This is a genomic window from Pseudomonas sp. StFLB209 (assembly GCF_000829415.1).
Classification (GTDB): domain Bacteria; phylum Pseudomonadota; class Gammaproteobacteria; order Pseudomonadales; family Pseudomonadaceae; genus Aquipseudomonas.
Genome location: NZ_AP014637.1, coordinates 5007611 through 5034266 on the forward strand (window position 1 = coordinate 5007611; position 26656 = coordinate 5034266).

Sequence of the window (26656 nt, forward strand, 5' to 3'; positions counted from 1 at the left end):
AGTGCCGCTGCCTTCGTAAACCATGAACCTTTCCTCCCTGTCGCTTTCCTAGAAGCACACCATTTTGGAGAAGCCCATGACTCATCTGGCATTGATCGTCGGCGCCAGCGGCATCGTCGGCAGCGCAACCACCCAGCTTCTGCTGGAGAACGGCTGGCAGGTCGCCGCCCTTTCCCGTAACCCCGCCAGGCAGGAAGGGGTGATACCCGTGGCGGCCGATCTGCAGGATCCGACGTCCGTCACGGCCGCGCTGAAAGACCTCAAACCCACGCACGTGTTCATCACCACCTGGTCACGGCAGGCCACCGAGGCCGAAAACATCAAGGTCAATTCGGCGATGGTGCGCAATGTGCTGGATGCCCTGCGCCCGGCTGGCAGCGTAAAACACGTGGCCCTGGTGACAGGCCTGAAGCACTACCTGGGCCCGTTCGAGGCCTATGGCAAAGGCAGCCTGCCGCAGACGCCGTTCCGTGAGCAACAGGGTCGTCTGGACGTCGAGAACTTCTATTACGCGCAGGAAGACGAAGTGTTCGCCGCGGCGGACAAAGACGGCTTCACCTGGAGCGTCCACCGCCCGCATACGGTCACCGGCGTTGCGGTGGGTAACGCGATGAACATGGCCACCACGCTTGCGGTTTACGCCACGGTTTGTAAGCACACCGGTCGGCCATTCGTGTTTCCCGGCTCCAGGGTGCAGTGGGACAGCCTCACCGACATGACCGATGCCCGGCAGTTGGCCAGGCAGCAACTGTGGGCGGCCACCACGCCAGCGGCGGCCAACCAGGCGTTCAACATCACCAACGGCGATATCTTTCGCTGGAAGTGGATGTGGGGGCGGATTGCCGAGTACTTCGGCCTTGAAGCCGCTGACTTCCCCGCTTCGCCCGCGCCACTGGAGTCACAGATGGCCGACGACCAGAAGGTCTGGAGCCAGATCGTGGCCGAGCACGGCCTGCAAGAGGCGGACATTGATCGGCTGATTTCGCCATGGCATACCGACGCCGATCTCGGGCGTCCCATCGAAGTGGTCACCGACATGTCGAAAAGCCGGCTCATGGGCTTTAACGCCTATCAGGCCAGCGATCAGGCGTTTTTCGATGTGTTCGACAAATTGCGGGCTGATCGGCTGATCCCCTGAGGCTCAGACCCACGCAAGGCAAAAGGCCCATGAAGTTCATGGGTCTTTTTTCATGACTTGGTTTTTAGCCGCTGGCGCGGCACCATCGTCCAGGCTTTGTAAACCCACAGGTCTGCCCGATGCTGCACTCCACCCTCACTACCCTGAACGCGGTGTCGCTGATCCTCGAAACCTTGCGTGAGGAGGGTATTGCTGCCAGCGAGCTTCTGGCCGGCAGTGGCATCGAGGAAGCCGACCTGATTCGTCCCGACCCACGCATTACCACAGCCCAGGAGGCACGGGTGTGCGCCAATGCCCTGGCATTGCGCGAGACGTTCGGTCTGCAATTGGGCCAGCGGATGCACGTATCCGCGTATGGCCTGCTCGGTTACGCCATGTTGCTCAGCGATACACTGGGTGCTGCCCTGGAGCTGGCGCTGCGTTACCCGGCGTTGCTTGGCACCCTCTTCGATCTGCGCCTGGAGGTGCGTGGCGACGTCGCCTGGCTGCTGGCCACGCAGTACCATTCGCGCCCCGAGCTGGCCGTGTTCAATGCCGAGCTGTGCCTGGGATCATTGAAGGTGATCTGCGACGACCTGCTGGGCCGTCCCCTGCCCTTGCTGCAGGCCTGCTTCGCCCATCCGGCGCCCACCTACAGCAAGCGCTATCGGCGCAACTTTCCGTGCCCGGTGCGTTTCGAGGCGCTGCAACACGGCTTTGCCTTTGCTGCGCACATGCTGGAGCAGCCCCTGCCGCTGGCCGACCGGCTGACGCACCGGATCATGGCCGAGCGCTGCCGTCAGCAAAACTCCGAGTTCAGCGGCCGCCAGGCCTGGCTGGGGCGTATTCGCCAATACCTGGCCGAGCATCTGGCCAATCCTCCGGGGCTTGAAGGGCTGGCCCGGCAGATGAACTGCTCAGCGCGCAGCCTGCGCCGGCACCTGCATGACATGGGCAGCAGTTATCAGCAGTTGCTTGATGCCCTGCGTTTCGAGCGGGCCAAGGTGCTGTTGGTCGAACAACAGTGGCCGGTCCAGCAGGTTGCCGAAGCCTTGGGTTATAGCGAAACCGCCAGCTTTCGCCATGCGTTTATCCGTTGGAGCGGGGTTGCGCCCAGCCAGTACCGCACCTGAAGCGTGCAGCGCGCCCTTAAAAAGGGCGAAATTCGGTCAAATCTATTGGCCATATCTATCCCCTTCTGGCCGTTCATAACGTTCTCCAGCAGGCGTTTCTGGCGAAACAATGCTCGTCGTCACGCCACACGGAGCACGACCATGCTGACTGTCTATACCGACGACCATCACCTGCACCACGGCCGCTGCGAGCTGATCAACGGGCAACTCATGCCCTGTTTTGAGATGCCCTCGCGCGCTGATCATGTCCTGGCCCGGGTCAAGGCCCGTGAGCTGGGGCCAGTGCAGCCGCCAAGTGACCATGGTCTGGGCCCCATCGCTCGTGTGCACAGCGCCGACTATCTGACGTTCTTCCAAGGCGCGTGGGCGCGTTGGCAAGCCATGGGCCAGGACGGCGACCTGTTGCCCTTCACCTGGCCGGCGCGCACGCTGCGCCGCGTGAAGCCCCAAGGGTTGCACGGTGAGCTGGGCTACTACAGCTTCGACGCTGGCGCCCCCATCACCGCCGGCACCTGGCAGGCCGCTTACAGTGCTGCACAAGTGGCGCTCACCGCCCAGGCCCACATACAGAGCGGCGCCGACAGCGACGTCATGGGCGGCTATTTCTACCTGAACAACGCAGCTATCGCCGCCCAGGCGTTTCTCGACCAGGGCCGCCAGCGCGTGGCGATCCTCGATGTCGACTATCACCATGGCAACGGCACCCAGGCGATTTTCTACGACCGCAGTGATGTGTTTTTCACCTCCATCCATGGCGACCCGGCCAACGAGTTTCCGTTCTTCCTGGGTTATGCCGATGAAACCGCCTGTGCAGCCATCGACAGCTACGCCGCCGAGGTACTGGTGGTGTCGCTGGGGGTGGACACCTTCAAGCAAGATCCGATCTCGCAGTTCACCCTCGACAGTGGCGACTACCTGGCCATGGGGGCGCGTATCGCGGCACTCGGCCTGCCCACGCTGTTTGTGATGGAAGGCGGTTATGCCGTCGAAGAAATCGGCATCAATGCCTTGACATCCTCCCCGGCCTGAAGGCCGGAGATTCCTACGGCGCTCAGGCGCGGCATCGAGCCGCCCCCGAGTCGCTTCGGTGGGTTCCTGCTGCTGGCGCCATGACCTCTGCGCTCACTTCACAGGCTAACCGGGCGTGTCCCGCCCTTAGTACATTGATCGCCCCGACCACATCGGCGTTGCCTTCGAAACCACATCCCACACACCTGAACAGCGCTTGCGTCTGGCGGTTGGCCGCCGACACATGGCCGCAACACGGGCACGTGCGGCTGGTATTTTGCGGCGGCACGGCAATCAGCCAGCCGCCGCGCCACGCCAGCTTGTAGTTCAGTTGGCGGCGGAACTCGAACCAGCCCTGATCGAGAATGGCCCTGTTCAGGCCAGATTTGGCCCGAACGTTTCTTCCCGGTGCCTCGGCCGTGCCTGCCGCCGACCTGGACATATTGCGTACCTGCAAGTCCTCGATACACACCATCGCGTGGTTTTGGCTGATCGTGGTGGAGCACTTGTGCAGGTAGTCGCGGCGGGCATTGCCGATTCGGGAATGAATGCGCTGGACGCGGGCTTTCGCCTTTTTCCAGTTGCGGCTGAATCTGACCTTGCGGCTCATCGCCTGCTGCGCTTTGCACAGCGCGGTTTCATGACGTTTGAAGCTGTTCAGGGGTGCGTAGAAGGAGCCATCCGAAAGCGTGGCGAACCGGGCAATGCCCATGTCGATGCCAACTGCCGCCCCCTGCGCCGTGGGCTGCTCATCGATCTCTCGTTCGGTCTGGATGCTCACGAACCACTTGCCACACGACTGGCTCACGGTGATGTTCTTCACAGTACCAGGCACCTCGCGGCTGTTGCGGTAACGCAGCCAGCCCAGCTTGGGCAAGAACAGGCGGCTGTTGGTCTGGTCGAGCTTGATCTGTTTCGGGTCGGGATAGCGGAAACTGTCGCGCTGCCCCTTCTTCTTGAACCGGGGAAAGTCGGCTCGCTTGGCGAAGAAGTTGGTGTAGGCCCGCTCCAGATCCTTGAGGCTCTGTTGCAATGGGTGAACAGGCGCATCGGCCAGCCATGCGGTTTGCGGGCTATTGCGCCACTCGGTCAGCAACTTGCACAGGCCCGCATAGCCGAGCTTCTTCTCGCCTTGCTCGTGGCGCTGTTTCTGCAACGCCAGTGCCTTGTTGAAGACGAAGCGACAGGAGCCGGCAAAGCGGCGCATTTGCCGCTCCTGCTGGCCGTCTGGCATGAGTTCGTACTTGAAGGCTTGAAGTCGTTGCATGCTGCTCTTGAGCCATGAGCAATGAAGGCGACATTAGGCGCGGGCGGCACGGTGTTTTCAAGGTGCATGCCCATGGGATCTTTGTAACGAAATACCGCCGTAGAGGGCATACTGTGTCGCCGTGTTACTGCGCATCATCCTGTGGCGGTGCGTACACCGAACAGCAGCAGACACCCCACTGCAACCAGGGACGGCTACGCCGTCCGCGCTATCCTTCCCCGCCCTGAACGGCGGGGCTTGATGGTCAAATCGCTCAAGCACACGCTGGCCGCCGCCCTATGCGCGAGCCTGGCCTGTAGTCTGGCCGCTGGTCTGGTGCAGGCCGACGAACCGCGCACTCTCAAGGTGTACAACTGGTTTGACTACATCACTCCACAGACCCTCACCGACTTCAAGCAACAGACCAAGGTGAATTTGATCTATGACATCTTCGATACCAACGAGGCGCTGGAAGCCAAGCTGCTGACCGGCCACTCAGGCTACGACGTGGTGGTGCCGTCGAACATGTTTCTTGCCAAGCAGATCGAAGCGGGTGTGTTCCAGCCGCTGGATCGCAGCAAACTGCCGAACTGGCAGCATCTAGACCCAAAACTGATGAAGCTGCTGGATGCCAACGACCCCGGTAACAAGTTTGCGGTGCCTTACATGTACGGCACCATCCTGATCGGTTTCAACCCGGCCAAAGTCAAGGCTGCACTTGGTGACAACGCTCCGGTCAACAGCTGGGACTTGATCTTCAAGCCCGAGAACCTCAGCAAGCTCAAGCAGTGCGGCGTGGCGATGCTCGACTCGCCCTCGGAAATCATGCCGCTGGCCCTGCAGTACTTGGGCCTGGACCCAAACTCCAGCAAGTCGACCGACTATCAGAAAGCCGAACAATTGATGCTGAAGATTCGGCCGAACATCACTTACTTTCACTCCTCCAAGTACATGGCTGACATCGCCAACGGCGATATCTGCGTCGCGGTGGGTTACTCGGGCAGCTTCTCCCAGGCCGCCAACCGTGCCAAAGAAGCCAACAATGGCGTCGTGGTCGAGATGCGCCTGCCCAAGGAAGGTGCGCCGATCTGGTTCGATATGTTGGCCATTCCCAAGGGCGCGGCCAACCCGGAAGATGCCCATGCCTTCATCAACTACCTGCTGCGCCCGGAAGTGATCGCCCCGATCAGCGACTTCGTGGGTTATCCGAACCCGAACAAGGACGCCACCGACAAGGTCGCCCCAGAGATTCGCAACAACCCGGACCTGTACCCCACCGAAGCTGCGATGACCACGCTGTATACGCTCAAGCCGCTCAACCGCGAAGGTGAACGGACCCGAACCCGCACCTGGACGCGGATCAAGTCGGGAACCTGAGTTCAGCCGGCCTGCTGCCTTGCTCAAGCCCGCGACTGTCGGGCTTGGGTAATGACAAAGACCTTACGCTGCACCACTACCCCATCAATGCCCACCCCCCGGAAACAGGTTCGTATCCCCAAACCTTTCCAATAAAAAGTCATACACCAGCCTGATTCGCTTTGGCACCGCTCCGGATCGCGTCCGGTACAACACCAGGTCCAGCGCTGGCGGCGCCCATTCAGGCAGCACTTCCACCAGCGCCCCCCGCGCTAAATGCGCCTGCGCCAGATACAACGGCACCTGAGCAATCACAGCGCCCTGCAACACCATCTCCAGCTCGGTTTCCGGGTCGTCGCAGATAAAACCCGGCTGCTCGGGTATGAAACTCTGATCATCGGCAAACATCCACGGCCAGCCGCGACCGGAGCGGCGATCCAGCAACAATGACAGCGGCAGCTCTTTCAGTTCGGCCACATTTGCAGGTGTACCCAGGCTGGCAATCAGCGCCGGCGCGGCAACGACGACCAACGGAACACTGGCAACCGTTCTGGCGATAAACCGGCGGTCGCGCACCGTACCTACCCGAATGCCGATATCAATCCTGGATACCACCGCGTCGGTCAGCTCATCGTCCAGGCATAAATCGATGATGAGTTTCGGATACTGCTTGCGAAACTCGGCCAGATAACCCGCCAGATACAACTTGCCGATCGCCTGCGGTGCCGTCAGCCCTACCCGGCCCGTGATGCCCTCCCCGCTGGCTTGATCCGCCCTGTCGAACAGCTGGTCGAAGCGCTCTACCGCCAGGCGGGCATCGAGGGCAAGTTGTGCGCCGAAATCGGTGATCTTCATCTGTCGGGTGCTGCGATGAAACAGCGGCTCGCCGATGAGCCGTTCAAGCTCTTGTACCGCCCGGGTGACTTTCTGCGGCGAAGTGCCGATCTGGTTCGCCGCCTCTCTAAACGAAGCGCAGTCAGCAACCGTGAGAAAGACACGGACCATTTCAAGCCGGTTCAACATCGCCTTGTTCCGATTTATGGAATTTTCAAATCCTGAATATTCCATTCTCCGAAACAAAATCACAACTCATAATCGATCCCATCACCACCCACTGAGGTAAACGAAATGAGCAAGAATATCGAAGGTAAAGTTGTTGTGATCACTGGCGCCAGCAGCGGTCTTGGCGAGTCGACTGCACGGCACCTGGCGAGCCTGGGTGCATCAGTGGTACTGGCTGCACGCCGGGAAGATCGCTTGAATGCGATTGTGCAAGACATCACTGCCGCAGGCGGCAAGGCCACAGCCCGTGCTGCGGACGTCACCCGCCGCGAGGACCTGGAGAACTTGATCCAGCACGCCGTGGCCAGCTTTGGCCGGGTGGACGTGATGATCAACAACGCGGGCCTTATGGCGATCTCGCCGATCGCCGAATTGCGGGTGGACGAATGGGACCGGATGATCGACATCAACATTAAAGGCGTGATGTACGGCATTGCCGCTGCTCTGCCGGTGTTCCAGAAACAGAACTCCGGTCACTTCATCAATATTTCTTCGGTCGCCGGCATCAAAGTGTTCAGCCCGGGAGGCTCGGTCTACAGCGGCACCAAGTACGCCGTACGGGCGATTTCCGATGGTTTGCGTCACGAGGTCGGCAAAAGCATTCGCACCACGACGATTGAACCGGGTGCCGTGGATTCAGAGTTGAAGTTTGGCAGCGGCCACGAGGCCAGCTCGCAGGCGGTGCAAGAGTTCTATAAGAGCGCCATCCCGGCCGAGTCGGTTGCGCGTGCTATCGCATTCGCCATCGAGCAGCCTGCAGATGTCGATGTCAACGAAATCGTACTGCGGCCGACCTCTCAAGACTTCTGACAATGGGTATAGCGGAGCGCGATCTAACTACGGATCGCGTTCCGTTTGCTCAGCCGTACCGTTAAACTGCGCGCCCCGAAAAATTCAGCAAGGAAGCTTTGCATGCGTTCGCTCCTTAACGGCGCGCTCCTCGCCATGAGTCTGGCCACTCCGGCGCTGGCCGCACCGCTCTCGTATGCAGTTACCGACCCCAGTGGCCAGTATCTGGTTGAGGCCCTGTTTCCGGAGGTGCCGCAGCGTCAGGGTGAACTTGCGCACGCGCTGATCACCTTGCGTGACAAGAACAGCCTCGAACCCCTGCAGCAATTTCAGACCCCGGCAGGAAATGTACCGCCCAACCGCGATGCATGGTTGCTCGGTCCGTCAGGGCTGGTGTACATCGCGGACTTCAATTCCGATGGTCGCCTTGATGTGGCGATTCGTAATGGCACGGACACCGTCACTGATAAGTCGCAGTTCGATATCTACGTGCAAGGCCCGGATAAGCCTCAATGGACCTTGAACCGTGCCTTGACGGATCTGGCTAGAGACGCTTTCACAGGCATGTTCTCGCTCAATCCTGCCGATGGTACGTTGCACACGCAAACCGATCGCGGCTGTTGCTGGACGCGCATGTCGCAATGGAAAGTGCGCGATGGCGAGCTGGTATTGCTGCACTCTTACACCCAGGAACAGGTTCCGGCGACCCCGTTTGGCGAGAACAACAGCATGCCCCGCGGGTACATGCTGCGTACCACGGGCGATTGGCAAGATGGCGTCTGGCAAGAAACACCGAGCCTGGAAGGACCGGTCCATGAAGACCCGGAGTTACTCGCCGGAACCCTCAGCGGCAAGATTGCGGTAGAGATCTGGTTTCAGGAACAAGGCTCGGTCCTGATCGGCGAACTGCGCTATATCAAAAGTGGCAACGTTGAACCGATCAAACTGATCGGTTCCCGTGAGGATTATGACGAGCAAAGCCACGTCTACCTTCACGAATATGCCAATGACGGTAGTCGGACCGGCATCTGGCGGATGACCCGAGAGCGCGCCGAGCCGTATGGCTACACCGGCACTTGGGTATCCGGCGCGGTGGGCGACAAGCGTGAACTGCCCATTCGGTTGCGCCATGAAGATCGTGAAATCGACCTGCGCAAACTCGATGATGTTTCCCGTGACCTGCGCAGCGGCCATTATCAGATGCGCCGTGATTTCCTTGATCGTGACGGCGACCTGGACTTGAAAATCCTGCCCGAGCGAGATGCCCAAGGCCGGGAAATCGCAGAACTGACCGTGACGCTCAAGGATGCCAAGAGCAAACAGGTCATTGTTACCGAGCATCACGTCGTGCCCATGGAAACCGCCAACCTGATCATCATCCGTGAACCGCAGGCACCGGCCAAAAATGGGCCCTATCACCTGCGCCTGGTGAAAGACTTCGTCGTCCTCGACTATAACTACGCCACGGACTCGCAAGACATGCTGACCGGCATGTATCGCAAGCAGTAAAAAGCGCCTGAGTATGTGCAGGGCTCGGCGGTCAATTCGTATTTTATTCAATGGACTTTAGTTATTACCATGGCGCTCAGACTCAGCAAACGAACGGCTATTCTTTTTCTTGCGTTGGCTCCTTGCTTTGCGATGGCGAGCGATCCTTACACCGGCCCTATGCAGTTCTCAACGTTCAAGCCTTGTAGTGGCAGCGCCAGTTATTGTGGTGTTCGCATTCTGGCGCAAGGCGCTATCGAGCATGATACGGGCCAAAAATTCGAATATTTTCTGGCCGATAAAACACGTCATCATGACGATTTACCCTCGCGACCTACTGTCGTATTCAACAGCCCTGGTGGTAGCGTCAGCGGAGGTATGGCGCTTGGTCGAGCCATCCGGGCGAACCAGATGGATACCGAGCTTGAAGACGCCTACTCCACCGAGCATGAGACGCTCGTCGAGAAGGCTGACTGTGCCTCGGCGTGTGTCATTGCATTTGCCGGCGGGATGACCCGGACGGTTCAGCCGCGTACCGCTTTAGGCATTCATCAATTCTCTGGGGGCGATCGCGACATAGGCGAGAGCCAGGCACAAGTGGCGGTCGTTGTGCTGTCTTCTTATTTCAAAGAAATGGGCATAGAAAGAGCGATGCTCGATAAAGCATCACTGACGCCTGCCTCCTCAATGCATTGGGTCACTGACCTGGAAGCAAAGCGCTATCGGATCGACAATAGCGCCGAAAATCTCTCGCCGTGGCAGATCTCACCCACCCTTGAAGGGGAAGCGATTCTAAAGGTTGATCAGGACGTCAGCTTTGGTCGCAGCCTAAGCCTGGAACTCAGCGTCTCAAATGGGAAAGCGCATCTGGTCGCGACAACGCGCCTCCAAAAAGCCGCGATACGTCCAGACCGGGTCTCCCAGTTCCCGGTAAATGAGCATGCTGAAATACAGATCTGTAGCCAGACCTTGTGTGTAAATCGACGGTCAACTGTTGCATGGTCAAGGCAGGAATCCAGCGAGTCCGTCAACTTTCGATCTGTCCTGGAGCTGACCCTAGGTGAGCTTCAATCGTTGTCGAATGCCCAACTGCTCACCATTACAGATGGTTTTCCCAAGCCCACTTCTGACGTGAGCTTGTCATCACAGCTCTCAGTTGCTGGATTCGCGCCGGGAGTAGCGCTGCTGTTGAGGCAACGCTGAATAGTTAAATTACAGACCAAGCCTGTCAATAATCCCCCACGCCTAATTTGCTAGAGACGGGCTTGTCGACGCAAAAGGCCAGCGAAATTGTTAAGCTGTTACCCCGCACTTGACGTGCGAATGCGACCGTCAGCTAGCCGGGCTCAAAGGACTATTCACGAGGTGAACATGGAAGTTAGGCAAATTACCCTAAATGACATCAATGGATTTTACTCGCTTTTTTGTGAAGTGAATGCCGAAGGCCGTTACTCAGCTCGCTCAACCCCGCCCCCTCTGGAGGCAATAGAACGAGCATTAATGCAAGTTGAAAAAAAGTCCTGGCCGGTATACGTGATAGAGCATGACGGCCAAATAGTGGGCTCGGCGGAGGCCTACCCGGAAAGTTTCTGCCGACCTGGCGGAAGCGATAGCATCGGGGTTCTAGGGATGCAAGTGAAGCAGGAGTATCGCCGCAATGGCCATGGCTCTGCTCTCCGTTCAGCCGTGATTGAGCATTGCCGAGGTGCCGGCTTCACTTCGGTGGATCTCAGTGTCTTTGAGTCAAACAAGCCTGCCAGGTCACTTTACGAAAAACTTGGTTTTACCCGCCTCGAAGACCTCCCGGTGTGCACGCTTACGTGTGGGAAGCTTGAACAGCCCATTAAGATGCGACTGGTGCTCTGACCATCCTTGAGGGCTGACATTGCCAAACCAATGGAATTGAACCCAGTCACCTAAGGGCTTTGCGTCATGAATGACACCCACAGTTCTACTTTTAAACGTTTCCTGAAATGCTACAAGGTGCTCTTTGCAGGCCTGCTTATATTTTCGGCCGTGATGACGGTCTACTTTGCTCTAACCTCTCAATTTTCCGATGCAGGAGAAACGTTGCGTAGTGCATTAATCTTCGCGGTACTGCTTTGGATTGGCATCAATGTGCACTGGATTGAGGCTCGGATCAGGTCACACGCATATACATGGGAAATACTGCGGCGGATTGAGACTGGTCCCCTTACCCCGGCCGGCCAACAGGCGCCAAACGTAACAGGCTGCCATTCGGACCATCGGTCAATACATAAATAAGGCCGTCAGGGCCTACTTTTACATCGCGCACCCGCTCGTTGCGATCTGACAGCAACAGTTGCTGGCCGACGATTTTGCCCTGCTCGCGAATCACCCGCCTGAGCGAGCGTTCCTTGAGGGCGGGCACCAGCATGTCGCCTTGCCATTCGGGGAACGCAGCGCCGCGATAGATCGCCAGGCCCGCCGGAGCGATTGACGGCGTCCAGACCAGGACCGGGTCCTCAAAGCCTGGCAACTGGCGAAAAGGCGAGACGCTGGCAAAGGGGTAGTCGATGCCACGGGTCACCAGCGGCCAGCCATAGTTACCGGCCGGCACCACACGATTGATCTCATCGCCGCCGCGCGGGCCGTGTTCGGTTACATACAGCTCATTGTTGGCGGGGTCCACAGCGATGCCTTGCGCATTGCGATGCCCCAAGCTGTAGACCTGCGGTGCGGCACCGGGCCGGTTAACCAACGGGTTGTCGGACGGCACTCTGCCGTCGCGATCCAGCCTGACCACCGTGCCCAGGTGGTTGCCAGGATTCTGCGCTTCTTCGCGCCGAGTGTTGCCGTCGCCCACCGTCAGCACCAGCGTCCCGTCTGCCAGAAACGCTATTCTGCCGCCGTTGTTGCCCAGGCCAGGTTTGGGGCTGGAACTGAATAGGACCCGGATGTCTTCAAGCCGGTTGTCTACCAGGCGAGCGCGCACCAGCCGGGTGCCGTTGGCATCGGGCTCGCCATAACCCATCGACAGAAATAGCGTCTGGTTGCGTTCGAAGTCGGGGTCCACCGCCACTTCCATCAAGCCGATGATCCCGCCGCTATGCAGCACTGGCGGTACATCATTCATGGCAACCGGCTGCACGACGCCTTTAACGGCCACAGACAACAGACGCCCGCCCATTTCGGTGACCAGCAGCCGACCATCAGGCAGCACTGCCACTGACCAGGGTCTATTCAGGCCGCTGGCAATGGTTTGTACTTGCAGGTGCTCCGCAGGCATCGAGGGCGGCCGGGGATCGGCAGGCGGCAGCATGGCAATAAAAGAGCTTGTCGGGATCGCCAGGCAGGCAAACACCAGTGCAGCGTACTGCCACTGTGGGGCCGGCCTGTTAGCGGTGCGTCGGGTTAGCCAGTGAAAGACCGCGGCGCCCAATACGCCGGTCAGTGTCATGAGCGCATAGCCCGACAGGGTTCGGGTGCCGGCCAAAGCCGGCATCGGAATCACCGAGCGCATCAGCCAGAACGCAGTGCCCATGCCCACCACCGCGGCAATCATCAGCAGCGGCAACCTGGCCGTCGCTGACACACGCCTGGCCAGCCAATGCGCGCATGACAATGCGGGCAGCAATACCAAAAATGCCATGACCAACGAAACCGGCCCGTAACGCGCGAGGTCTTCAGCGGCGCTCAGCCAGCGCAGGCTGGCTGCGACCGGTACACCCAGTTGCATCACCTCTGTGAGGACGATCTGAGTCTGTACCAGCGAGGCAGCAGCGCCAGTGGCCAGTGCCGCGATCAGTAAGGCGGACAGGTTACGGAGAAACGGGGTCATCGGTATGTCCTTGCTTCTGCCAAAGCGAGTCTGTGCTGTGTGACAGCGCGGCGCCGAGACGGCGGCTGATCGACTACACCACCGCTCGAAGGTAGCCCTTGATCACCTGCAACGGTGGCTCCAGCGAGTCAAGTGTCTGCGCCGCATGAAACTCGGTGGATACACGCTGCAGCTCACGTCCGAGCGGCTTTTCAGCTCCGCCCATGGCGTCAAGGGCCAGCAGCAGGCACTCGTTGATCTTGTGCTGGATCATCGCCACATCGCCTCTGGCGATCAAGAGTTCGAAGATGTCCCGCTGATAGTCACTCATCATCAGGTCATCGCGCAAAATCGGGCTTTGATCTTCCGTTTCGTAAGCCAGCTTGTGGCAAAAAAGAGCGACGGTTTCCAGTGCCGACTTCATGAGCCAGGTCCTTGGGAAAATTTTCTTGAGTTGGAGTAGACGCTTGAAGATCTTAACGGCCAGTTACATCGACTTGACCGACACGACTTCCACATAGCGGAATTTCTTGCGCGCAGCCTTGGTGGCCTCTTGTTCAGCCAGCAGCGTGCTCAGCGTATCGGCTTCGTGAGTGATCTCGTGCATTTCTCCTTCAAACTCATTGCCCACCCGCAGTATTACCCGCATGCGAGGCGTGAACGCTTTGGCAGCCTTCTTCTTCGGGGCGGGCGCTGGCGGCTTGGCGAGCACGACCTCTGGGGCCGGTTGTGGTGCAACGGGGGCGTTGAGCTGCTCAGCGGGGGCAGGAGCACCAAACAATGCCAGGCGCATTTCTTCTTCAGTCAGATCAGGGGTCATGCATTCTCTCGGAGGAGGCCGTAGTCAGCTGGGGAGATTCTACCAGCATGTCTGGTTGCATCGGTTAGCGATGAGTTGCTATGGGGCTACGCTGCTGATTTCGGCACTGACCGGATCAGTGGCAAACTGGCTGCCACACCACTGCCCAAGGACCATCATGGACAACCTGCCGCCCTTGCGCGCCCTACAAGTCTTCGACACGCTCGGCCGGTGCGGCAGCATTGCCGAAGCGGCGAAACGACTGGGTATTTCCGCTGGCGCGGTGAGTCAGCAAATGAGGCTTCTGGAAGATACGCTTGGTATTACCCTACTGGTCAAGGAAGGCAAACGTAACCGCCTGACCGCCGCAGGAAGTCGCTTTCATGAGCAGTGCTCTGATGCATTCGAGCGCCTGCGCATTGCCCATGCGGAAGTTGTATTGTCGCGCGACACCAGCCATTTGCGCGTCAGCGCCCTGCCCTCATTGATGTCCAGATGGCTGGCGCCGCTGGTCTTCGAATGGCAGCAAGCGAACCAGGCCGTCAATGTCTACCTCGATGGCAGCCATGCCGAGCCGCTGGCCAACGGTTACGAGATCGACTTTCGCGTCACTTACAGTGATCGGGCCATTGATGCCGAGAACAGCATCGAGCTGTTGCGCGACTGCGTAGTACCGGTCTGCAGCCCGGAACTGTTGGGCGGTGACAGGTCAAGCCTGCAGCCAAATGAGTTGCTGAACTATCCGCTGCTTGCCATCGACTGGCTGCCCAAGTTCGCCTCGCCACCGTCCTGGCGAGACTGGTTCGAAAGCACCGGGGTTGACCTGGCCCGTTTGCAGGATGCTCGCCGGGTCTTCTCGCTTTCAGCCATGGCCATCGAAGCAGCGCTTGCAGGCCAAGGCTTTGTTCTGGCGCAGTACTCCATGGTCGCCAAAGACCTGGAGGCTGGCCGTCTGCTCATGCCTGTCAGGCATGCCCTGCCGCTGCCGGCCGCCTATTACCTGACCTGGACCAAAAGCGCCTTCGACAAAGAGCATTGCCGCCGATTCCACCGCTGGCTATTGGCTCGTGGCAAAGAGCAGAGTCATGGCATTGAGGCGTTGCTGGCTGCAAGCTCCAGCGTCGTTGTTTCTTGAGCGCGCGGCTCAGCCCAGGTCCACGACCACTGAACCCAGCGGGCGTGAACAGCACAGCAGCATCGCACCCTGGGCCGACGGCTCAAGCGGCTCTTCGAAGTACTCCACCTGCCCTTGTCTCAGACCCACCTGGCATGTGCCGCATATCCCGGCCCGGCAATCGAATACCGGGGCCAGGCCGGCTTGCTCGGCGAGATCCAGCAACGAGTGACAGTCAGGGTTCCAGGCGATGCTGATCCCGGAGGGCAAAAACTTCACGGTTGATGCCTGTGCGGCTGAATCATCGACGTGTAGCGGCGTTGCAGGCTCGGCCACTGTCGGCTGGGACAGGTGTTGCTGTTCATCGCGCAGAACCGTCGCCGGTCCAAAGAACTCGTAGTGAATGCGCTCTGCGCTTATTCCCAGCTCACGCAACAGTCGCCAGTTGACCTGCATGAATTGCGGCGGTCCACAGAGGTAGACCTCGTAGTCATCCAGCGGCAACAACGCCTGCAAGGTCTGCCGGCCGATCAATCCCTGACTGTGGCAAGCGCCACGCTCAAGGTCTTGGTCCGACGGATTTCGGTAGCAGAAATGCACGTCAATCCCCGGCCGCCGGTTAGCCAGCTCCAGCACTTCATCACGCATGGCATGTACGCTGCCGTTTTCGCAGGCATGGATGAAATACACCGGCTGCGCAGTGTTGTGGCTGAGCCAGTGCAACATGCTGACCATCGGCGTCAGCCCGACGCCGCCACTGAACAGCAGCACCGGTCGAGTGCTGTTCTGGTCAAGAGTAAAAGCACCCATGGGGCCGGCGAGCTGCAGGACATCACCAACTTGGGTCTGCTCATGCAAGAAGCCCGAAGCATAGCCATGCGGTAAATCGGGTCGGTCTACGGGGGCCGACTCTCGCTTGACCGAGATCCGCCACTGCGAGGTGTTCCCAGGGTCGCCTGACAGGCTGTAGTTGCGTATCACGCTGACGCCTTCGTGGTCGGCCAGACGAAGGGTCAGAAATTGGCCCGGAATGAAAACCGCAGCGGCGCCCTGTTCGACGGGTTGCAAACCAAACGAGGTGATGACCGCACTTTCCTGCGTTTTGGCAACCACCCGGTAACCCCTGAATCCCTTGGATTGTTCCATCTCAGCCCCCCACTGCGCTGACCACAGGTGGCTGATGCGTAATCAAGCTGTTGTCCTGTTCCTGGGCAATCAGCCTGGCCAGATTGCGGCGAAACCGTAGCGGCCCAGCATCACTGGCCAGGTCAATGTTCGGGCTGCGCTTGTTGGTCATGCCCTGGTGAACAGCCGTCAGAACCACTCGGTCTTCGGCAAAGGCATGCCGCACATCCTCATCAAACTGCCGCGAGACCTCGGCATTGTCGGTATCGAAGTTGCGCACCTGAAACCAGTAATAACGGGTGTTCGCCTCGTCGATCGGGGTCATGAAATTATAGGAGTTCATCAGAAATACCTGCTCATGCAGGACGCCGTCATCAGTCCCGGTTCCTGCCGGCGTGAACACCGCCTTGATAATGGCCTGCGACGGATAGCGGACTTCATAGTGCTGCTTGCGATCACCGTTGCCGCTGAATTTGACGAACTTGGCGTAGAACGGCGCGACCTCGACATCACGCATCCAGCGCGACACGATCACTCCGTCATCAATGACCGTGGTTTTGAGCGGCTCGCTGGCGCAGGCAGCGTTGCCGAACGAACTTTGATGCACCCAGGCAACATGCGCAGGATCAAGCAGGTTGTCAGTCACGTATAGATAGTTGCACGACACCACCATGCTATCGCCGCGGTTGAGCCCCCATTGCGGATCGCCCCATTCCGGCACGTCGCAGATCTTCGCCTGGTCGGCCTGCTCGATATCGCCCATCCAGATCCAGATCAGCCCGTAGCGCAGCGCCAGCGGGTAGCTGTGAACCCGCGCACCTTTGGGAATGTGCGTGCTGCCGGGCGCCTTTACGCAACTGTCAGAGCAGTCGAAGGTCAGGCCGTGATAGCCGCACTCAAGCTGGTCCCCGATGCGCCGGCCCATGGACAACGGCAACTTGCGATGCGGGCAGGCATCTTCAAGGGCGACAGGAGTGCCATCGCTCTTGCGATACAGCACCACCGGTTCGCCCAGAATGGTCAGTGCCAGCAATTGCTCGCCCAGCTCCTTTTCGCTGGCCGCTACATACCAGGCATTACGCAGAAACATGGATAAGCCCTCATCTTTATTGTTATGGCAGTTGCCACCCTATCAGTAGATGAGCGTTAGAAAATTAAGGGATGCTTTAGTTTTTCTAAACCTTTTTTGCCCTGCGGCCGGGCGATTGTCCAAGGTGTTTGAGGCAATGGTTGACTGATTTTTTAGCCTGTAGGTCGCCTTGGACTTTTCGAACACCCACAACAATCAAGGCGCGCGCGGTCCGGTGGTATGCCCCGGTGGGAGCGACCTTGGTCGCGAAGGCGGCGCTGAGACCCATCGCTATGTGCTGATTTTTCCGGCCCTTTCGCGAGCAAGCTCGCTCCTGCAATTTAAACGTGCCCATAAGCCTCGGGCCTGGCTTCAGTACATGCCAATCGACCTACACGATAGATTTTAAAGTCCAGCAATACCGCGCCGATGCCTACAAGGATATTCACAATGTGTAGGTGAACGATGAGCAATGTATTTTCCAGGCAACTCTGTGTCGGGTTGGCTGTTGGTCTCTGCACCGTGTTTTCTGTATCTCCGGCATTCGCGTTGTCAGCCGGCTGTGCGGCTGTTAACGATTTATCGGGCGCCACCTCGTTGTCACTTGCTAAAAATAGATACCCGGCATCGGATTTTTTAGCTGGAGATACCCTGACCTTGACGTTCACCGACAGTGGACAAGCCCACGGCGGGGATCCGGTGAATGCCGACAGCGTCAGTCTTGCCCGCTACAGTTTTTCCGGTTTCCAGACGTACAACGCTGCCCACACCATCAGCAGCACACCGCATCAGATCACTATTAGCGTTCCGGCTGGCAGTCTGGAGGCTAATGGCCTTGTGGTACGGGCCAGTACATCTCACGGTCAGATCAGCAATCTGGTGTTCAACTGCCAGCGCACACGGAATTTCGATTAGCGTGTCATCAATCACACCGGGCTGATAACGCCTGGCGGCAAACTGTTCATAACACGCTTGGCGCTGTAGCAGGGTCACCAAAGCGCCCAAGCGGTTTGTTTGACGAGAATAAATGATCAGCGAACCGGCGGACCGTACTGCAAGCCGCCCTGGGTCCATAGCGCATTGAGCCCACGCTTGATTTTAAGCTCACTGCCCTGCCCCAGGCTTCGCTCGAATGACTCGCCGTAGTTACCCACCTGGGCAACGATTTTCACCACCCAGTCATTCGGCAAATTCAAATCCTTGCCCAGTGCCCCTTCGACGCCCAGCAGGCGCGCCACGTCAGGGTTCTTGGTGGTCCTGGCCAGTTCATTGACATTCTTCGAAGTGACACCCAGCTCCTCGGCGTTCAGCCAGGCAATCTGGGTCCAGCGCACGACCGAGTACCACTCTTCGTCACCACGCCGCACAGCGGTGGTCAGTGGCTCTTTGGAGATGACTTCAGGCAGGACCACGAAATCATCAGGCGCAGCGAGTTTCAGACGCTGACCATAGAGCTGTGACTGGTCGGCAGTGAGTACATCGCAGCGCCCGGACTCCAGGGCTTTAAACGACTCATCGGAGGTGTCGAAAGAGATGGGCGTGTATTTCAAGCCGTTGGCGCGGAAGTAATCAGCCAGATTGAGTTCCGTCACAGTGCCGGCCTGAATACAGAAGGTCGCGCCATCCAGCTCCTTGGCACTTTTTACGCCGAGCTTCTTGTTGACCAGAAAACCCTGGCCATCGTAGTAAGCCACGCCGGCAAACAGGATGCCCATCGAGCCGTCCCGCGAGGATGTCCAGGTGGTGCTGCGCGACAGCATGTCCACCTCACCCGATTGCAAGGCCGTAAAACGCTCCTTGGCCGTCAACTGGGTGTACTTGACCTTGTTTGCATCACCAAACACCGCCGCCGCCACGGCCCGGCATACATCCACATCAAAACCCTGGAAGTTGCCTTTGCTGTCAGCGGCAGAAAAACCGGGCAGCCCGTCACTGATACCACACTGCACAAAGCCCTTTTTCTTGATGTTGTCCAGAGTGACGCCCGCTATGGCGTCCAGCGACAATATCGACAGCAGGCCAATACCTGCCAGTGACGAAGCGCGTTTCAAGATCTTGTAGTGTTTTTTCATTTTTAGTGCCCTGTTTGAAAACAGCATGATGCTTCCAGCCCGGCGCTAAACCACCCGGCAGATAGAAACCCAAACTCATTTGCAGCGGCAGAAAACAATAGACAGGCTGTTATGGCCCGAAGACAACATTACGAACGGACAGTGAGTGTGGCATCTGGGGCCCTATTATTATTTTCAGCAACACGCGCTACTTAACGACCCGCCCTGCATCCAGTGTCGTTAGTTGCCCGACCGGACAAACAACGGGCTGAATAACGGACCTGCTAAAACCCTAGCGTTAGTTGAATCAGATAAAAAGCGAATAATTCTTCAGGGGTACATAAGCAGGGCTTACCAATTGGTGCTCATTGGAACGCCTGGGCGTGTTCCTTGAGGCAGCGGATGAACACCTGCAGTGCCGGGCTTTTCTTTTCGCCGCGCCGGTAGGCGATGGAAATCCGCCGGCGAATCTCCGGAACCAGCCGGCAGACCCGTACCCCTTGCATATCGAAGCGGGCGCGCAGCCCAGGAACGATCGCAATGGCGCAGCCCTCGCGAATCAGCGCACTGGTAACCTCGTAACCTTTGCAGCGGGCCATGATCTTGGGGCTGTAGCCCGAGCGCTGGCAGGCATCGGTGAGCATCCGCGTATAGGTCGACGAGGCGGTGTCCATGACCCAGAGTTCGTGTTCAAGGTCCGCCCAGGTCACCTGCTCCAGCCCGGCCAGCCGATGGTCCGGCGACATCATCACGTCGAACACGTCTTCGATCAGCGGGGTAATCTCGATACCGGGGTCCAGCAAGCCGGCAGGCACGTTCAAATCGTCGATTATCGCGATGTCGGTTTGCCAGCTGCGCAGGGCATTCATCCCCTCTTCCGGCTCCATCTCCTCGAACAGCACTTCAAGCATCGGATAGCTTGCGTGCAGCCGCTTGATCGCTTTGGGCATCAGGGCTGCCGCTACCGAAGGAAAAGCCGCTACCCGGATATCGCCAGCAACGACTTTCTTCAACTCGGCCATGTCAGCCCGCGCCGATTCAAGCTCTTCGAAAATCCGGTTGGCCGTTTCGACCAACTTCCTGCCGGCGATGGTCAGTTCCACACCGCGCCCGCGCCGCTCAATAAGATCGATACTTAATTCTTGTTCAAGCATCGAGATTTGTTGCGAAACCGCTGAGGGCGAAACATGCAGGGCTTCGGCCACGGCGGCCATGGTCTTACGCACGGCCAGTTCGCGAAGTGCACCCAGTTTGTTGATGTCCATGAACCTTCCACCCTGTCAGATACAGGCAGCAGATCATTAAGTTCTGCTTATGTATCACTGAAATATTATTCGCTTTTTTTGATTATGCACCGCTTGTAGGCTGGAAAACACCCCGATCCTTTAAACAAAAAAGGTGCCGCCGTAATGACCCATTCCTACTTCAATGACACTCTCGCCAAACGCGATCCACTGGTATTCAAAGCTCTGGCCGATGAAAAGAAACGCCAGCAGGGCCAGATCGAACTGATCGCTTCCGAGAACTCGGTCAGCCTGGCTTCGCTTGAAGCGCTGGGTTCGGTGATTACCAACAAGACCGTCGAAGGCTACCCAGGCAAGCGTTTCCACGGCGGCGCCGAGTTTGCCGACGTTATCGAGCAGGCCGCGATCGACCGTGCCAGGCAGTTGTTCGACGTGGGCTATGTGAATGTCCAGCCGCACTCGGGTACTCAGGCCAACCAGGCGGTATTTTTTGCCCTGCTGCAACCGGGTGATGTGGTGCTGAGCCTGGATCTGGCATCCGGCGGCCACCTGAGCCACGGCGCCAAGCCTAACCAGTCGGGCCGTTGGTTCAGCATTGTGTCGTACGGTGTGGACCGTGAAAGCGGCCGCATTGACTACGACAACGTCGAAGCCCTGGCGCTGGAGCACAAGCCCAAACTGATCATCTGCGGCGGTTCTTCATATCCACGGGAAATCGACTTTGCCCGCATGCGCCAGATTGCCGACAAGGCAGGCGCGACCTATCTGGTCGACATGGCCCACTTCGCCGGTCTGGTGGCGGCCGGTGTGCACCCTTCGCCAATTCCGCATGCCGACATCGTTACCTGCACCACCACCAAGACCCTGCGCGGTGCGCGTGGCGGGCTGGTGATGACCAATCGCGAAGACCTGTTCAAGAAGATCCAGCCGGCCGTGTTCCCAGGTGTACAGGGCAGCGCCCACCTGGCGACCATCGCAGGCAAGGCGGTCTGCCTGGGGGAAGCCTTGACGGATGAGTTCAAGACCTACGGCGCCAACGTCAAGGCCAATGCCCGGCTGTTGGCTGAGGTGTTGCAAAAACGCGGCGTGCGCATTGTCAGCGGCGGCACCGATACCCATGTGGTGCTGGTCGATGTTTCGTCCAAGGACCTGACTGGCCAGGCCGCTCAGGATGCGCTGTCGAGCATCAACATCACCTCCAACAAGAACCCGATCCCCTTCGACAGTGCCAAGCCATCGGAGTGGAAAGGCCTGCGCCTTGGCTCTTCTGCCGGCACCACTCGCGGTTTTGGTGCCAAGGAGTTCGAAGCCATCGGCCATTTGATCGCCGACATTTTCGAGGCCCAGAGTGCCGACGAAGCCACCCGCGCAGCGCTGATCGAAAAGAGCAAACAGGTAGTGACCGGCCTGTGCGCCGAGTTCCCTATCTACCCTTGAGCATCACTTGGCGGGCCAGGTGCCTTCTGGCCCGCAAATACTTCAAGTCGCAGGAATACAACAATGACAATCCAGCTTCCCAATGATCCGGCACGCGACGATGTGCTGGCTGGCCGTCCAGCGCTGTGGCTCAACCCGGACCTGACAGCCGATGGTATCGCTCAGGCACAGCTGCCGGTGCGTGCCAGTCAGGTCAAGGATGCCGAGGCCAACTGGCGACTGTTGGCGCCGCTGCTGCAACACTGTTTTCCCGAACTGGCCCAGGCCCAGGGCCGTATTCAATCGCAGTTGATCGAAGCCAAAGACTTGCGCGCTGCAATCGGCTACTCAGCCGCCAAGTACGGCCGGCTGTTCGTCAAGGCCGATGGCGACCTGCCGGTGGCCGGCTCGATCAAGGCCCGTGGCGGCGTGTATGAAGTGTTCATGCACGCCAAAAAGATGGCCGAACAGCGTGGGATTCTCACGCCGGGCGGCGACATCACCGTATTGGCCGGCGAGCAGGCCCGCCGCCTGTTCGCGCAGCACACGATTGCCGTAGGCAGCACCGGTAACCTGGGCCTGAGCGTCGGTATAGCCGCCAGGGCCCTGGGTTTTCGCGCCATGGTGCACATGTCGGCAGACGCCAAGCAATGGAAGGTTGAACGCCTGACTCGGCTGGGCGTGGAAGTGGTTCAGCACCAGGCGGACTACACCACCGCGGTGGAGCACGCCCGCATTGATGCCGAGGCCGACCCGAGCATCTACTTCGTCGACGACGAGCGCTCGCAAGTGCTGTTTTTCGGCTATAGCGCTGCTGCCAGTGAACTGGCCGCTCAACTGCAGGCAGCCGGTGTGAGCGTTGATGCTGAACACCCGCTTTTCATCTACCTGCCTTGTGGCATCGGTGGTGCACCCGGTGGCGTGGCTTACGGGCTGAAAGCGATCTTCGGCGACGCCGCCCACCCGTTTTTCGTCGAGCCAGTGCAGTCGCCTTGCGCGCTGGTGCACATGATGAGCGGCTCCAAGGACTTGGTGTCGGTCTATGACGTGGGCCTGACCAACAAGACCGAAGCGGACGGCATGGCCGTGGCACGTATGTCCGAGTTTGTTGCCCAGGTGATGAAACCGCTGTTGTCCGGTGTGTTCACCGTGGCCGATGACGATCTGTTTCGCTGGCTGTGGCAGGCCCAGACCACCCAGGGCATTCGCCTTGAGCCATCGGCCACCGCCGGTTTTGCGGGGCCGGCGTTCATTGTCGACAGCGAACAGGGCCGTGCCTACCAGCACGCTCATGGCCTTGGCGACAGACTGGCCCAAGCCACCCACGTGATCTGGACCACTGGCGGTGCCTTTGTGCCTGAAGCGCAATTCGGGCAGTTCATGGCGCACGGCGCCTCGCTGGTCGCAGCCAGTTGAGCGTAGGAGCGCCAGAACCTGCGCAGACAAGCGCCGCCACACGCCTGGCGGTTGTGGTTTGACGCCGCCAATACCCCACGCCCAGTTTCAGAGGTAATAGCGCCATGAACACAGCACTCCTGGCAGAGCGCATAGACGGGAAAGGGTTTGCAGCCACCCTTGTCAATCAACTCACCGATGAGGTGAATGACATTAAGGCAGCTACCGGACTGACCCCAGGCCTTGCGGTCGTGCTGGTCGGTGAAGACCCGGCCAGTTCGGTCTACGTAAGTGCCAAACACCGCCAGACCCTGGCAATCGGTATGCAGTCTTTCGTGCACAGATTGCCTGCCGATACGGCCCAGGCAGACCTGATGACGCTGCTTGACGCGCTCAATGCGGCCAGTGAAGTCAACGGCATTCTGGTCCAGTTGCCATTGCCTGCGCATCTGGATACGCATGCCGTGATCAACGCCATTGACCCCGACAAGGATGTCGATGGCTTCCATATCCTCAATGCCGGTCGCCTGGCGACCGGGCAGGATGCTCTGGTGCCTTGCACCCCGTTGGGTTGCCTGATGATGCTCAAGGATCGGCTGGGCAACCTGGAGGGCCTCAATGCCGTGGTGGTCGGCAAGTCCAACATTGTCGGCAAACCCATGGCCCAATTGCTGATGGCCGAGAACTGCACCGTGTCAGTGGCTCACTCCAAGAGCCGGGACGTGCCTGCGCTGTGCCGTAGCGCCGATATTCTGGTGGTCGCGGCAGGTTGTCCGGAGCTGGTCAAGGGGGACTGGATCAAGCCCGGCGCAGTGGTCATCGATGTGGGCATCAACCGTATCGAGCGCGATGGGCGTTCAAGAATCGTCGGTGATGTCGCCTTCGACGAAGCCGGCCACGCGGCCGCCATCACGCCGGTGCCTGGCGGTGTCGGACCGATGACCATCGCTTGCCTGCTGGCCAATACGGTCACTGCGTTCAAACGCCAACATCATCACGTAACAACAAAGGCCGTCGTTGCCGTTTAAGGTGATTTCAGATGAACACGATCAAAAACAATTACGTACTTTGCGTTACCTGCCCGTCGATCCGCGGCGTGACGGCGGACCTCACTGCTTTTCTGTCGAGCCGCGGCTGCAACATTCGCGACAGCGCCCAGTTCGACGACGAAAGCACCAACCGCTATTTCATGCGCCTGACTTTCCGCTCCGAAGAAGGTCGCTCGTTGCAGGATCTGGAGAAGGAATTTCAGCCGCTGGTTGAGAAGTACAAGATGCACCACGAATTCTTCGATGAGCGCACCAAGCGCAAAGTCATTCTCATGGTCTCGCGCTTCGGCCACTGCCTGAACGACCTGTTGTACCGCTGGGGCATCGGTGCACTGCCAATCGACATTGTCGGGGTGATCTCCAATCACCTGGACTTCCAGAAAGTCGTCGAAGGTCATGGCATTCCCTATCACCACATCAAGGTGACCCCGCAAAACAAGGCCCAGGCCGAAGCCGAGCAGATGCGCATCGTGCGGGAAACCGGGGCGGAACTGATCGTGCTGGCGCGCTACATGCAGATCCTTTCGGATCAGATGTGCCAGCAGATGTCAGGGCGCATCATCAATATCCACCACTCGTTCCTGCCTTCGTTCAAAGGTGCAAGCCCGTACAAGCAGGCGTTTGACCGTGGTGTGAAGCTGATTGGCGCCACCTCGCATTTCGTCACTGCCGACCTTGATGAAGGGCCGATCATCGAGCAGGACATCGTACGTATCAACCATGCGATGAGCCCTGACGATTACGTCTCACTGGGCCGCGACGTTGAGAGCCAGGTGCTGGCCCGGGCTATTCACGCCTACGTGCATGGCCGGGTATTTCTGAACCGGAACAAGACCATCGTGTTTGCGCCTTCGGCTGACTCCTACAGCGCTGAGCACATCGGCTGATAGCCCCTTTCAAACCTCCCGGCTGCCGCTGGCAGCGCTACACCCTCTGTGCCTGGGGCCCCGTTGCCAACGGCCCGGTGTGGATCCCGGCTGCCTGCAATCTGCGGTGGCCGGGCCATTCGCGGCACCGATAAAACAACAAGATGCGAGACATACAATGCAAGAAACTAGCTGGTTGTTAGGGGTTTTGTTCGCCTCCATTGCGCTGATCATTTTCCTGATCATGAAAGTGCGACTGCATGCGTTCATCGCGTTGATCATTGCCTGTTTCGTGGTCGGGTTCGGCTCGGGGATGCCGGCAGCCAGGATCGTCGCTTCGCTGGAAGCCGGTATCGGCGGGACGCTGGGCTTTCTTATTGCGATTATCGGCCTGGGCGGGATCCTCGGCAAAATGCTGGAGGAGTCCGGCGGTGCCGAGCGCCTGGCCAAGACCCTGCTGGACAACCTCGGGCCGCAACGCGCCCACTGGGTCATGGCCATTGTCGGGGCGGTTGCCGGTATTCCGGTGTTCTTCGAAGTCGGCTTCGTGCTGCTGATTGCGCTGGTGTATGTGGTCGCCCGTGAAACCCGGATCAACTTGATGTACCTGGGTATCCCGCTGGCCATCTCGCTGCTCACCATCCACTGCATTCTGCCGCCCCACCCCGCCGCCATGGCGATTACCGGAATGCTGCATGCCGACGTGGGCAAGGTGATTCTTTACGGCCTGCTGGTCGCTGTGCCAACCATTATCATCGCGGGCCCCGTCTGGGTCAGGCTGTTCTGTAGCCGCAGCGCCAGTGATCATCAGCAAGCCTTTCTTGCCTCCCACGGCGCATCCGCGCAAGTGCAGCGCGTGCTGCCCGGCATGGGCATCACCCTGTTCACCATCGCCCTACCCTTGCTGCTGATGGTCGGTAAAACCGCAGCCGCTGGTTTGCCAAGCGACTCGCCCGTGCAACATGTGGCGCAGTTCGTGGGCAATCCGCTTACCGCACTGATGATATCCGTAGCATTCGCCTACTGGTCGCTGGGTTTGCGCCAGTCGCGCAGCATGGCTGAGCTGCTCGATACCACACAGCGCAGCTTTCCGGCGCTGGCCAATATCATCTTCGTCATCGGTGCCGGCGGAGCCTTCAATGCCGTGCTGATCGAAAGCGGTGTAGGCAAAGCCATATCCGGCTTGTTGGCCGACACTGACATCAACCTGGTTATCCTGGCCTGGTTTATCGCCTGGCTGATGCACTTCGCTGTCGGCTCGGCCACCGTCGCCATGGTCAGCGCTGCCAGCATGATCAGCCCGATGTTGGCCGCTGACCCGAATCTGAAACCGGAGATCCTGGTGATTGCAATCGGTGCCGGCTCCATAGGCTGGGCCCATGTCACGGACTCCGCGTTCTGGGTGGTCAAGGAATACCTCAACGTTTCGCTTGGAGAGGCACTGAAGAAATTTACCGGTGCAACTCTGGTCGCCTCGCTGGTGGCCTTGTTGGCGACCCTGACCCTGAATTACTTTGTCGGCTGAAGGTTCGTTCACCGTGCGTTGGC

Annotated in this window: 24 protein-coding genes; 15 read left to right on the forward strand and 9 right to left on the reverse strand. The window is 59.0% G+C overall.

What is annotated here, in order from left to right; all coding sequences use genetic code 11:
• The first annotated feature begins 76 nt into the window (after positions 1-76).
• The 3 genes from PSCI_RS22485 (at position 77) to PSCI_RS22495 (ending at position 3279) form a co-directional block, all read left to right on the forward strand.
• Positions 77-1138: an SDR family oxidoreductase gene (locus PSCI_RS22485; RefSeq protein ID WP_045491233.1), complete on the forward strand. Its 1062-nt coding sequence runs from the start codon at positions 77-79 to the stop codon at positions 1136-1138.
• A 119-nt stretch (positions 1139-1257) separates the two neighbouring features.
• Positions 1258-2250: an AraC family transcriptional regulator gene (locus PSCI_RS22490; protein WP_045491235.1), complete on the forward strand. Its 993-nt coding sequence runs from the start codon at positions 1258-1260 to the stop codon at positions 2248-2250.
• A 141-nt stretch (positions 2251-2391) separates the two neighbouring features.
• Positions 2392-3279, forward strand: coding sequence for a histone deacetylase family protein (locus tag PSCI_RS22495; RefSeq protein WP_045491237.1), 888 nt, complete (start codon positions 2392-2394; stop codon positions 3277-3279).
• Positions 3280-3301: 22 nt separating this feature from the next.
• Here PSCI_RS22495 and PSCI_RS22500 read toward each other — a convergent pair whose 3' ends face one another.
• On the reverse strand, positions 3302-4525 hold the full coding sequence (locus tag PSCI_RS22500; RefSeq protein WP_045491239.1) for an RNA-guided endonuclease InsQ/TnpB family protein: 1224 nt from the start codon (positions 4523-4525) through the stop codon (positions 3302-3304).
• A 240-nt stretch (positions 4526-4765) separates the two neighbouring features.
• Here PSCI_RS22500 and PSCI_RS22505 point away from each other — a divergent pair, with 240 nt between their 5' ends.
• Positions 4766-5881, forward strand: a complete 1116-nt coding sequence (locus tag PSCI_RS22505; RefSeq protein WP_045491241.1) for a polyamine ABC transporter substrate-binding protein — start codon at positions 4766-4768, stop codon at positions 5879-5881.
• A gap of 84 nt (positions 5882-5965) precedes the next feature.
• Here PSCI_RS22505 and PSCI_RS22510 read toward each other — a convergent pair whose 3' ends face one another.
• The gene (locus PSCI_RS22510; protein WP_231906469.1) at positions 5966-6928 is read right to left on the reverse strand and encodes a LysR family transcriptional regulator; all 963 of its coding nucleotides are present in this window, start codon (positions 6926-6928) and stop codon (positions 5966-5968) included.
• A gap of 60 nt (positions 6929-6988) precedes the next feature.
• Here PSCI_RS22510 and PSCI_RS22515 point away from each other — a divergent pair, with 60 nt between their 5' ends.
• The 4 genes from PSCI_RS22515 (at position 6989) to PSCI_RS22530 (ending at position 11065) form a co-directional block, all read left to right on the forward strand.
• Positions 6989-7732, forward strand: a complete 744-nt coding sequence (locus PSCI_RS22515) for an SDR family oxidoreductase (protein WP_045491246.1) — start codon at positions 6989-6991, stop codon at positions 7730-7732.
• 102 nt (positions 7733-7834) lie between these two features.
• Positions 7835-9220 carry an XAC2610-related protein gene (locus PSCI_RS22520; RefSeq protein WP_045491249.1) on the forward strand — a complete coding sequence of 462 codons (1386 nt, stop codon included), beginning with the start codon at positions 7835-7837 and terminating at the stop codon, positions 9218-9220.
• Positions 9221-9289: 69 nt separating this feature from the next.
• Complete coding sequence (locus PSCI_RS28295) at positions 9290-10402, forward strand: hypothetical protein (RefSeq protein WP_052483478.1); 1113 nt, start codon at positions 9290-9292, stop codon at positions 10400-10402.
• 168 nt (positions 10403-10570) lie between these two features.
• On the forward strand, positions 10571-11065 hold the full coding sequence (locus tag PSCI_RS22530) for a GNAT family N-acetyltransferase (protein ID WP_158497595.1): 495 nt from the start codon (positions 10571-10573) through the stop codon (positions 11063-11065).
• Positions 11066-11393: 328 nt separating this feature from the next.
• Here the strand turns inward: PSCI_RS22530 and PSCI_RS22535 are convergent, their stop codons facing one another.
• The 3 genes from PSCI_RS22535 to PSCI_RS22545 all read right to left on the reverse strand — a co-directional run bounded on the left by PSCI_RS22535 (position 11394) and on the right by PSCI_RS22545 (position 13800).
• Complete coding sequence (locus PSCI_RS22535; RefSeq protein ID WP_084710078.1) at positions 11394-13001, reverse strand: PQQ-dependent sugar dehydrogenase; 1608 nt, start codon at positions 12999-13001, stop codon at positions 11394-11396.
• A gap of 73 nt (positions 13002-13074) precedes the next feature.
• Positions 13075-13404: a hypothetical protein gene (locus PSCI_RS22540; RefSeq protein WP_045491255.1), complete on the reverse strand. Its 330-nt coding sequence runs from the start codon at positions 13402-13404 to the stop codon at positions 13075-13077.
• Positions 13405-13467: 63 nt separating this feature from the next.
• On the reverse strand, positions 13468-13800 hold the full coding sequence (locus tag PSCI_RS22545) for a hypothetical protein (protein ID WP_045491258.1): 333 nt from the start codon (positions 13798-13800) through the stop codon (positions 13468-13470).
• 157 nt (positions 13801-13957) lie between these two features.
• Between PSCI_RS22545 and PSCI_RS22550 the strand changes: the two genes are divergently transcribed.
• On the forward strand, positions 13958-14914 hold the full coding sequence (locus PSCI_RS22550; RefSeq protein WP_045491261.1) for a LysR substrate-binding domain-containing protein: 957 nt from the start codon (positions 13958-13960) through the stop codon (positions 14912-14914).
• Between the two features lie 9 nt (positions 14915-14923).
• Here the strand turns inward: PSCI_RS22550 and PSCI_RS22555 are convergent, their stop codons facing one another.
• Both PSCI_RS22555 and PSCI_RS22560 read right to left on the reverse strand, forming a co-directional pair.
• Positions 14924-16006 carry a 2Fe-2S iron-sulfur cluster-binding protein gene (locus PSCI_RS22555; RefSeq protein ID WP_231906471.1) on the reverse strand — a complete coding sequence of 361 codons (1083 nt, stop codon included), beginning with the start codon at positions 16004-16006 and terminating at the stop codon, positions 14924-14926.
• Between the two features lie 34 nt (positions 16007-16040).
• Positions 16041-17108: an aromatic ring-hydroxylating dioxygenase subunit alpha gene (locus PSCI_RS22560; RefSeq protein ID WP_045491267.1), complete on the reverse strand. Its 1068-nt coding sequence runs from the start codon at positions 17106-17108 to the stop codon at positions 16041-16043.
• Positions 17109-17552: 444 nt separating this feature from the next.
• On the opposite strand from PSCI_RS22560, the gene PSCI_RS29255 reads away from it, so the two are divergent.
• Positions 17553-18002, forward strand: coding sequence for a hypothetical protein (locus PSCI_RS29255; RefSeq protein WP_144403309.1), 450 nt, complete (start codon positions 17553-17555; stop codon positions 18000-18002).
• A gap of 116 nt (positions 18003-18118) precedes the next feature.
• Here the strand turns inward: PSCI_RS29255 and PSCI_RS22570 are convergent, their stop codons facing one another.
• Positions 18119-19159, reverse strand: a complete 1041-nt coding sequence (locus PSCI_RS22570) for an amino acid ABC transporter substrate-binding protein (RefSeq protein WP_045491273.1) — start codon at positions 19157-19159, stop codon at positions 18119-18121.
• A 344-nt stretch (positions 19160-19503) separates the two neighbouring features.
• Positions 19504-20403 carry a LysR family transcriptional regulator gene (locus tag PSCI_RS22575; protein ID WP_045491275.1) on the reverse strand — a complete coding sequence of 300 codons (900 nt, stop codon included), beginning with the start codon at positions 20401-20403 and terminating at the stop codon, positions 19504-19506.
• A 144-nt stretch (positions 20404-20547) separates the two neighbouring features.
• Between PSCI_RS22575 and glyA the strand changes: the two genes are divergently transcribed.
• The 5 genes from glyA to PSCI_RS22600 all read left to right on the forward strand — a co-directional run bounded on the left by glyA (position 20548) and on the right by PSCI_RS22600 (position 26633).
• Positions 20548-21819, forward strand: a complete 1272-nt coding sequence (gene glyA, locus PSCI_RS22580; RefSeq protein ID WP_045491278.1) for a serine hydroxymethyltransferase — start codon at positions 20548-20550, stop codon at positions 21817-21819.
• A 63-nt stretch (positions 21820-21882) separates the two neighbouring features.
• The gene (locus tag PSCI_RS22585) at positions 21883-23214 is read left to right on the forward strand and encodes a D-serine ammonia-lyase (RefSeq protein WP_045491281.1); all 1332 of its coding nucleotides are present in this window, start codon (positions 21883-21885) and stop codon (positions 23212-23214) included.
• A gap of 104 nt (positions 23215-23318) precedes the next feature.
• A complete protein-coding gene (gene folD, locus PSCI_RS22590; RefSeq protein ID WP_045491284.1) occupies positions 23319-24221 on the forward strand; it encodes a bifunctional methylenetetrahydrofolate dehydrogenase/methenyltetrahydrofolate cyclohydrolase FolD in 903 nt (300 codons plus the stop codon).
• Between the two features lie 11 nt (positions 24222-24232).
• A complete protein-coding gene (purU, locus tag PSCI_RS22595) occupies positions 24233-25129 on the forward strand; it encodes a formyltetrahydrofolate deformylase (RefSeq protein WP_045491287.1) in 897 nt (298 codons plus the stop codon).
• Positions 25130-25286: 157 nt separating this feature from the next.
• Entirely contained in the window at positions 25287-26633 is a 1347-nt protein-coding gene (locus PSCI_RS22600; protein ID WP_045491290.1) for a GntT/GntP/DsdX family permease, read from the forward strand.
• Positions 26634-26656 lie beyond the last annotated feature (23 nt).

Coding starts and splice junctions, on each gene's coding strand:
- PSCI_RS22485 (WP_045491233.1), top strand. CDS start 77: ATGACTCATCTGGCATTGATCGTCGGCGCCAGCGGCATCGTCGGCAGC.
- PSCI_RS22490 (WP_045491235.1), top strand. CDS start 1,258: ATGCTGCACTCCACCCTCACTACCCTGAACGCGGTGTCGCTGATCCTC.
- PSCI_RS22495 (WP_045491237.1), top strand. CDS start 2,392: ATGCTGACTGTCTATACCGACGACCATCACCTGCACCACGGCCGCTGC.
- PSCI_RS22500 (WP_045491239.1), bottom strand. CDS start 4,525: ATGCAACGACTTCAAGCCTTCAAGTACGAACTCATGCCAGACGGCCAG.
- PSCI_RS22505 (WP_045491241.1), top strand. CDS start 4,766: ATGGTCAAATCGCTCAAGCACACGCTGGCCGCCGCCCTATGCGCGAGC.
- PSCI_RS22510 (WP_231906469.1), bottom strand. CDS start 6,928: ATGGAATATTCAGGATTTGAAAATTCCATAAATCGGAACAAGGCGATG.
- PSCI_RS22515 (WP_045491246.1), top strand. CDS start 6,989: ATGAGCAAGAATATCGAAGGTAAAGTTGTTGTGATCACTGGCGCCAGC.
- PSCI_RS22520 (WP_045491249.1), top strand. CDS start 7,835: ATGCGTTCGCTCCTTAACGGCGCGCTCCTCGCCATGAGTCTGGCCACT.
- PSCI_RS28295 (WP_052483478.1), top strand. CDS start 9,290: ATGGCGCTCAGACTCAGCAAACGAACGGCTATTCTTTTTCTTGCGTTG.
- PSCI_RS22530 (WP_158497595.1), top strand. CDS start 10,571: ATGGAAGTTAGGCAAATTACCCTAAATGACATCAATGGATTTTACTCG.
- PSCI_RS22535 (WP_084710078.1), bottom strand. CDS start 13,001: ATGACCCCGTTTCTCCGTAACCTGTCCGCCTTACTGATCGCGGCACTG.
- PSCI_RS22540 (WP_045491255.1), bottom strand. CDS start 13,404: ATGAAGTCGGCACTGGAAACCGTCGCTCTTTTTTGCCACAAGCTGGCT.
- PSCI_RS22545 (WP_045491258.1), bottom strand. CDS start 13,800: ATGACCCCTGATCTGACTGAAGAAGAAATGCGCCTGGCATTGTTTGGT.
- PSCI_RS22550 (WP_045491261.1), top strand. CDS start 13,958: ATGGACAACCTGCCGCCCTTGCGCGCCCTACAAGTCTTCGACACGCTC.
- PSCI_RS22560 (WP_045491267.1), bottom strand. CDS start 17,108: ATGTTTCTGCGTAATGCCTGGTATGTAGCGGCCAGCGAAAAGGAGCTG.
- PSCI_RS29255 (WP_144403309.1), top strand. CDS start 17,553: ATGAGCAATGTATTTTCCAGGCAACTCTGTGTCGGGTTGGCTGTTGGT.
- PSCI_RS22570 (WP_045491273.1), bottom strand. CDS start 19,159: ATGAAAAAACACTACAAGATCTTGAAACGCGCTTCGTCACTGGCAGGT.
- PSCI_RS22575 (WP_045491275.1), bottom strand. CDS start 20,403: ATGGACATCAACAAACTGGGTGCACTTCGCGAACTGGCCGTGCGTAAG.
- glyA (WP_045491278.1), top strand. CDS start 20,548: ATGACCCATTCCTACTTCAATGACACTCTCGCCAAACGCGATCCACTG.
- PSCI_RS22585 (WP_045491281.1), top strand. CDS start 21,883: ATGACAATCCAGCTTCCCAATGATCCGGCACGCGACGATGTGCTGGCT.
- folD (WP_045491284.1), top strand. CDS start 23,319: ATGAACACAGCACTCCTGGCAGAGCGCATAGACGGGAAAGGGTTTGCA.
- purU (WP_045491287.1), top strand. CDS start 24,233: ATGAACACGATCAAAAACAATTACGTACTTTGCGTTACCTGCCCGTCG.
- PSCI_RS22600 (WP_045491290.1), top strand. CDS start 25,287: ATGCAAGAAACTAGCTGGTTGTTAGGGGTTTTGTTCGCCTCCATTGCG.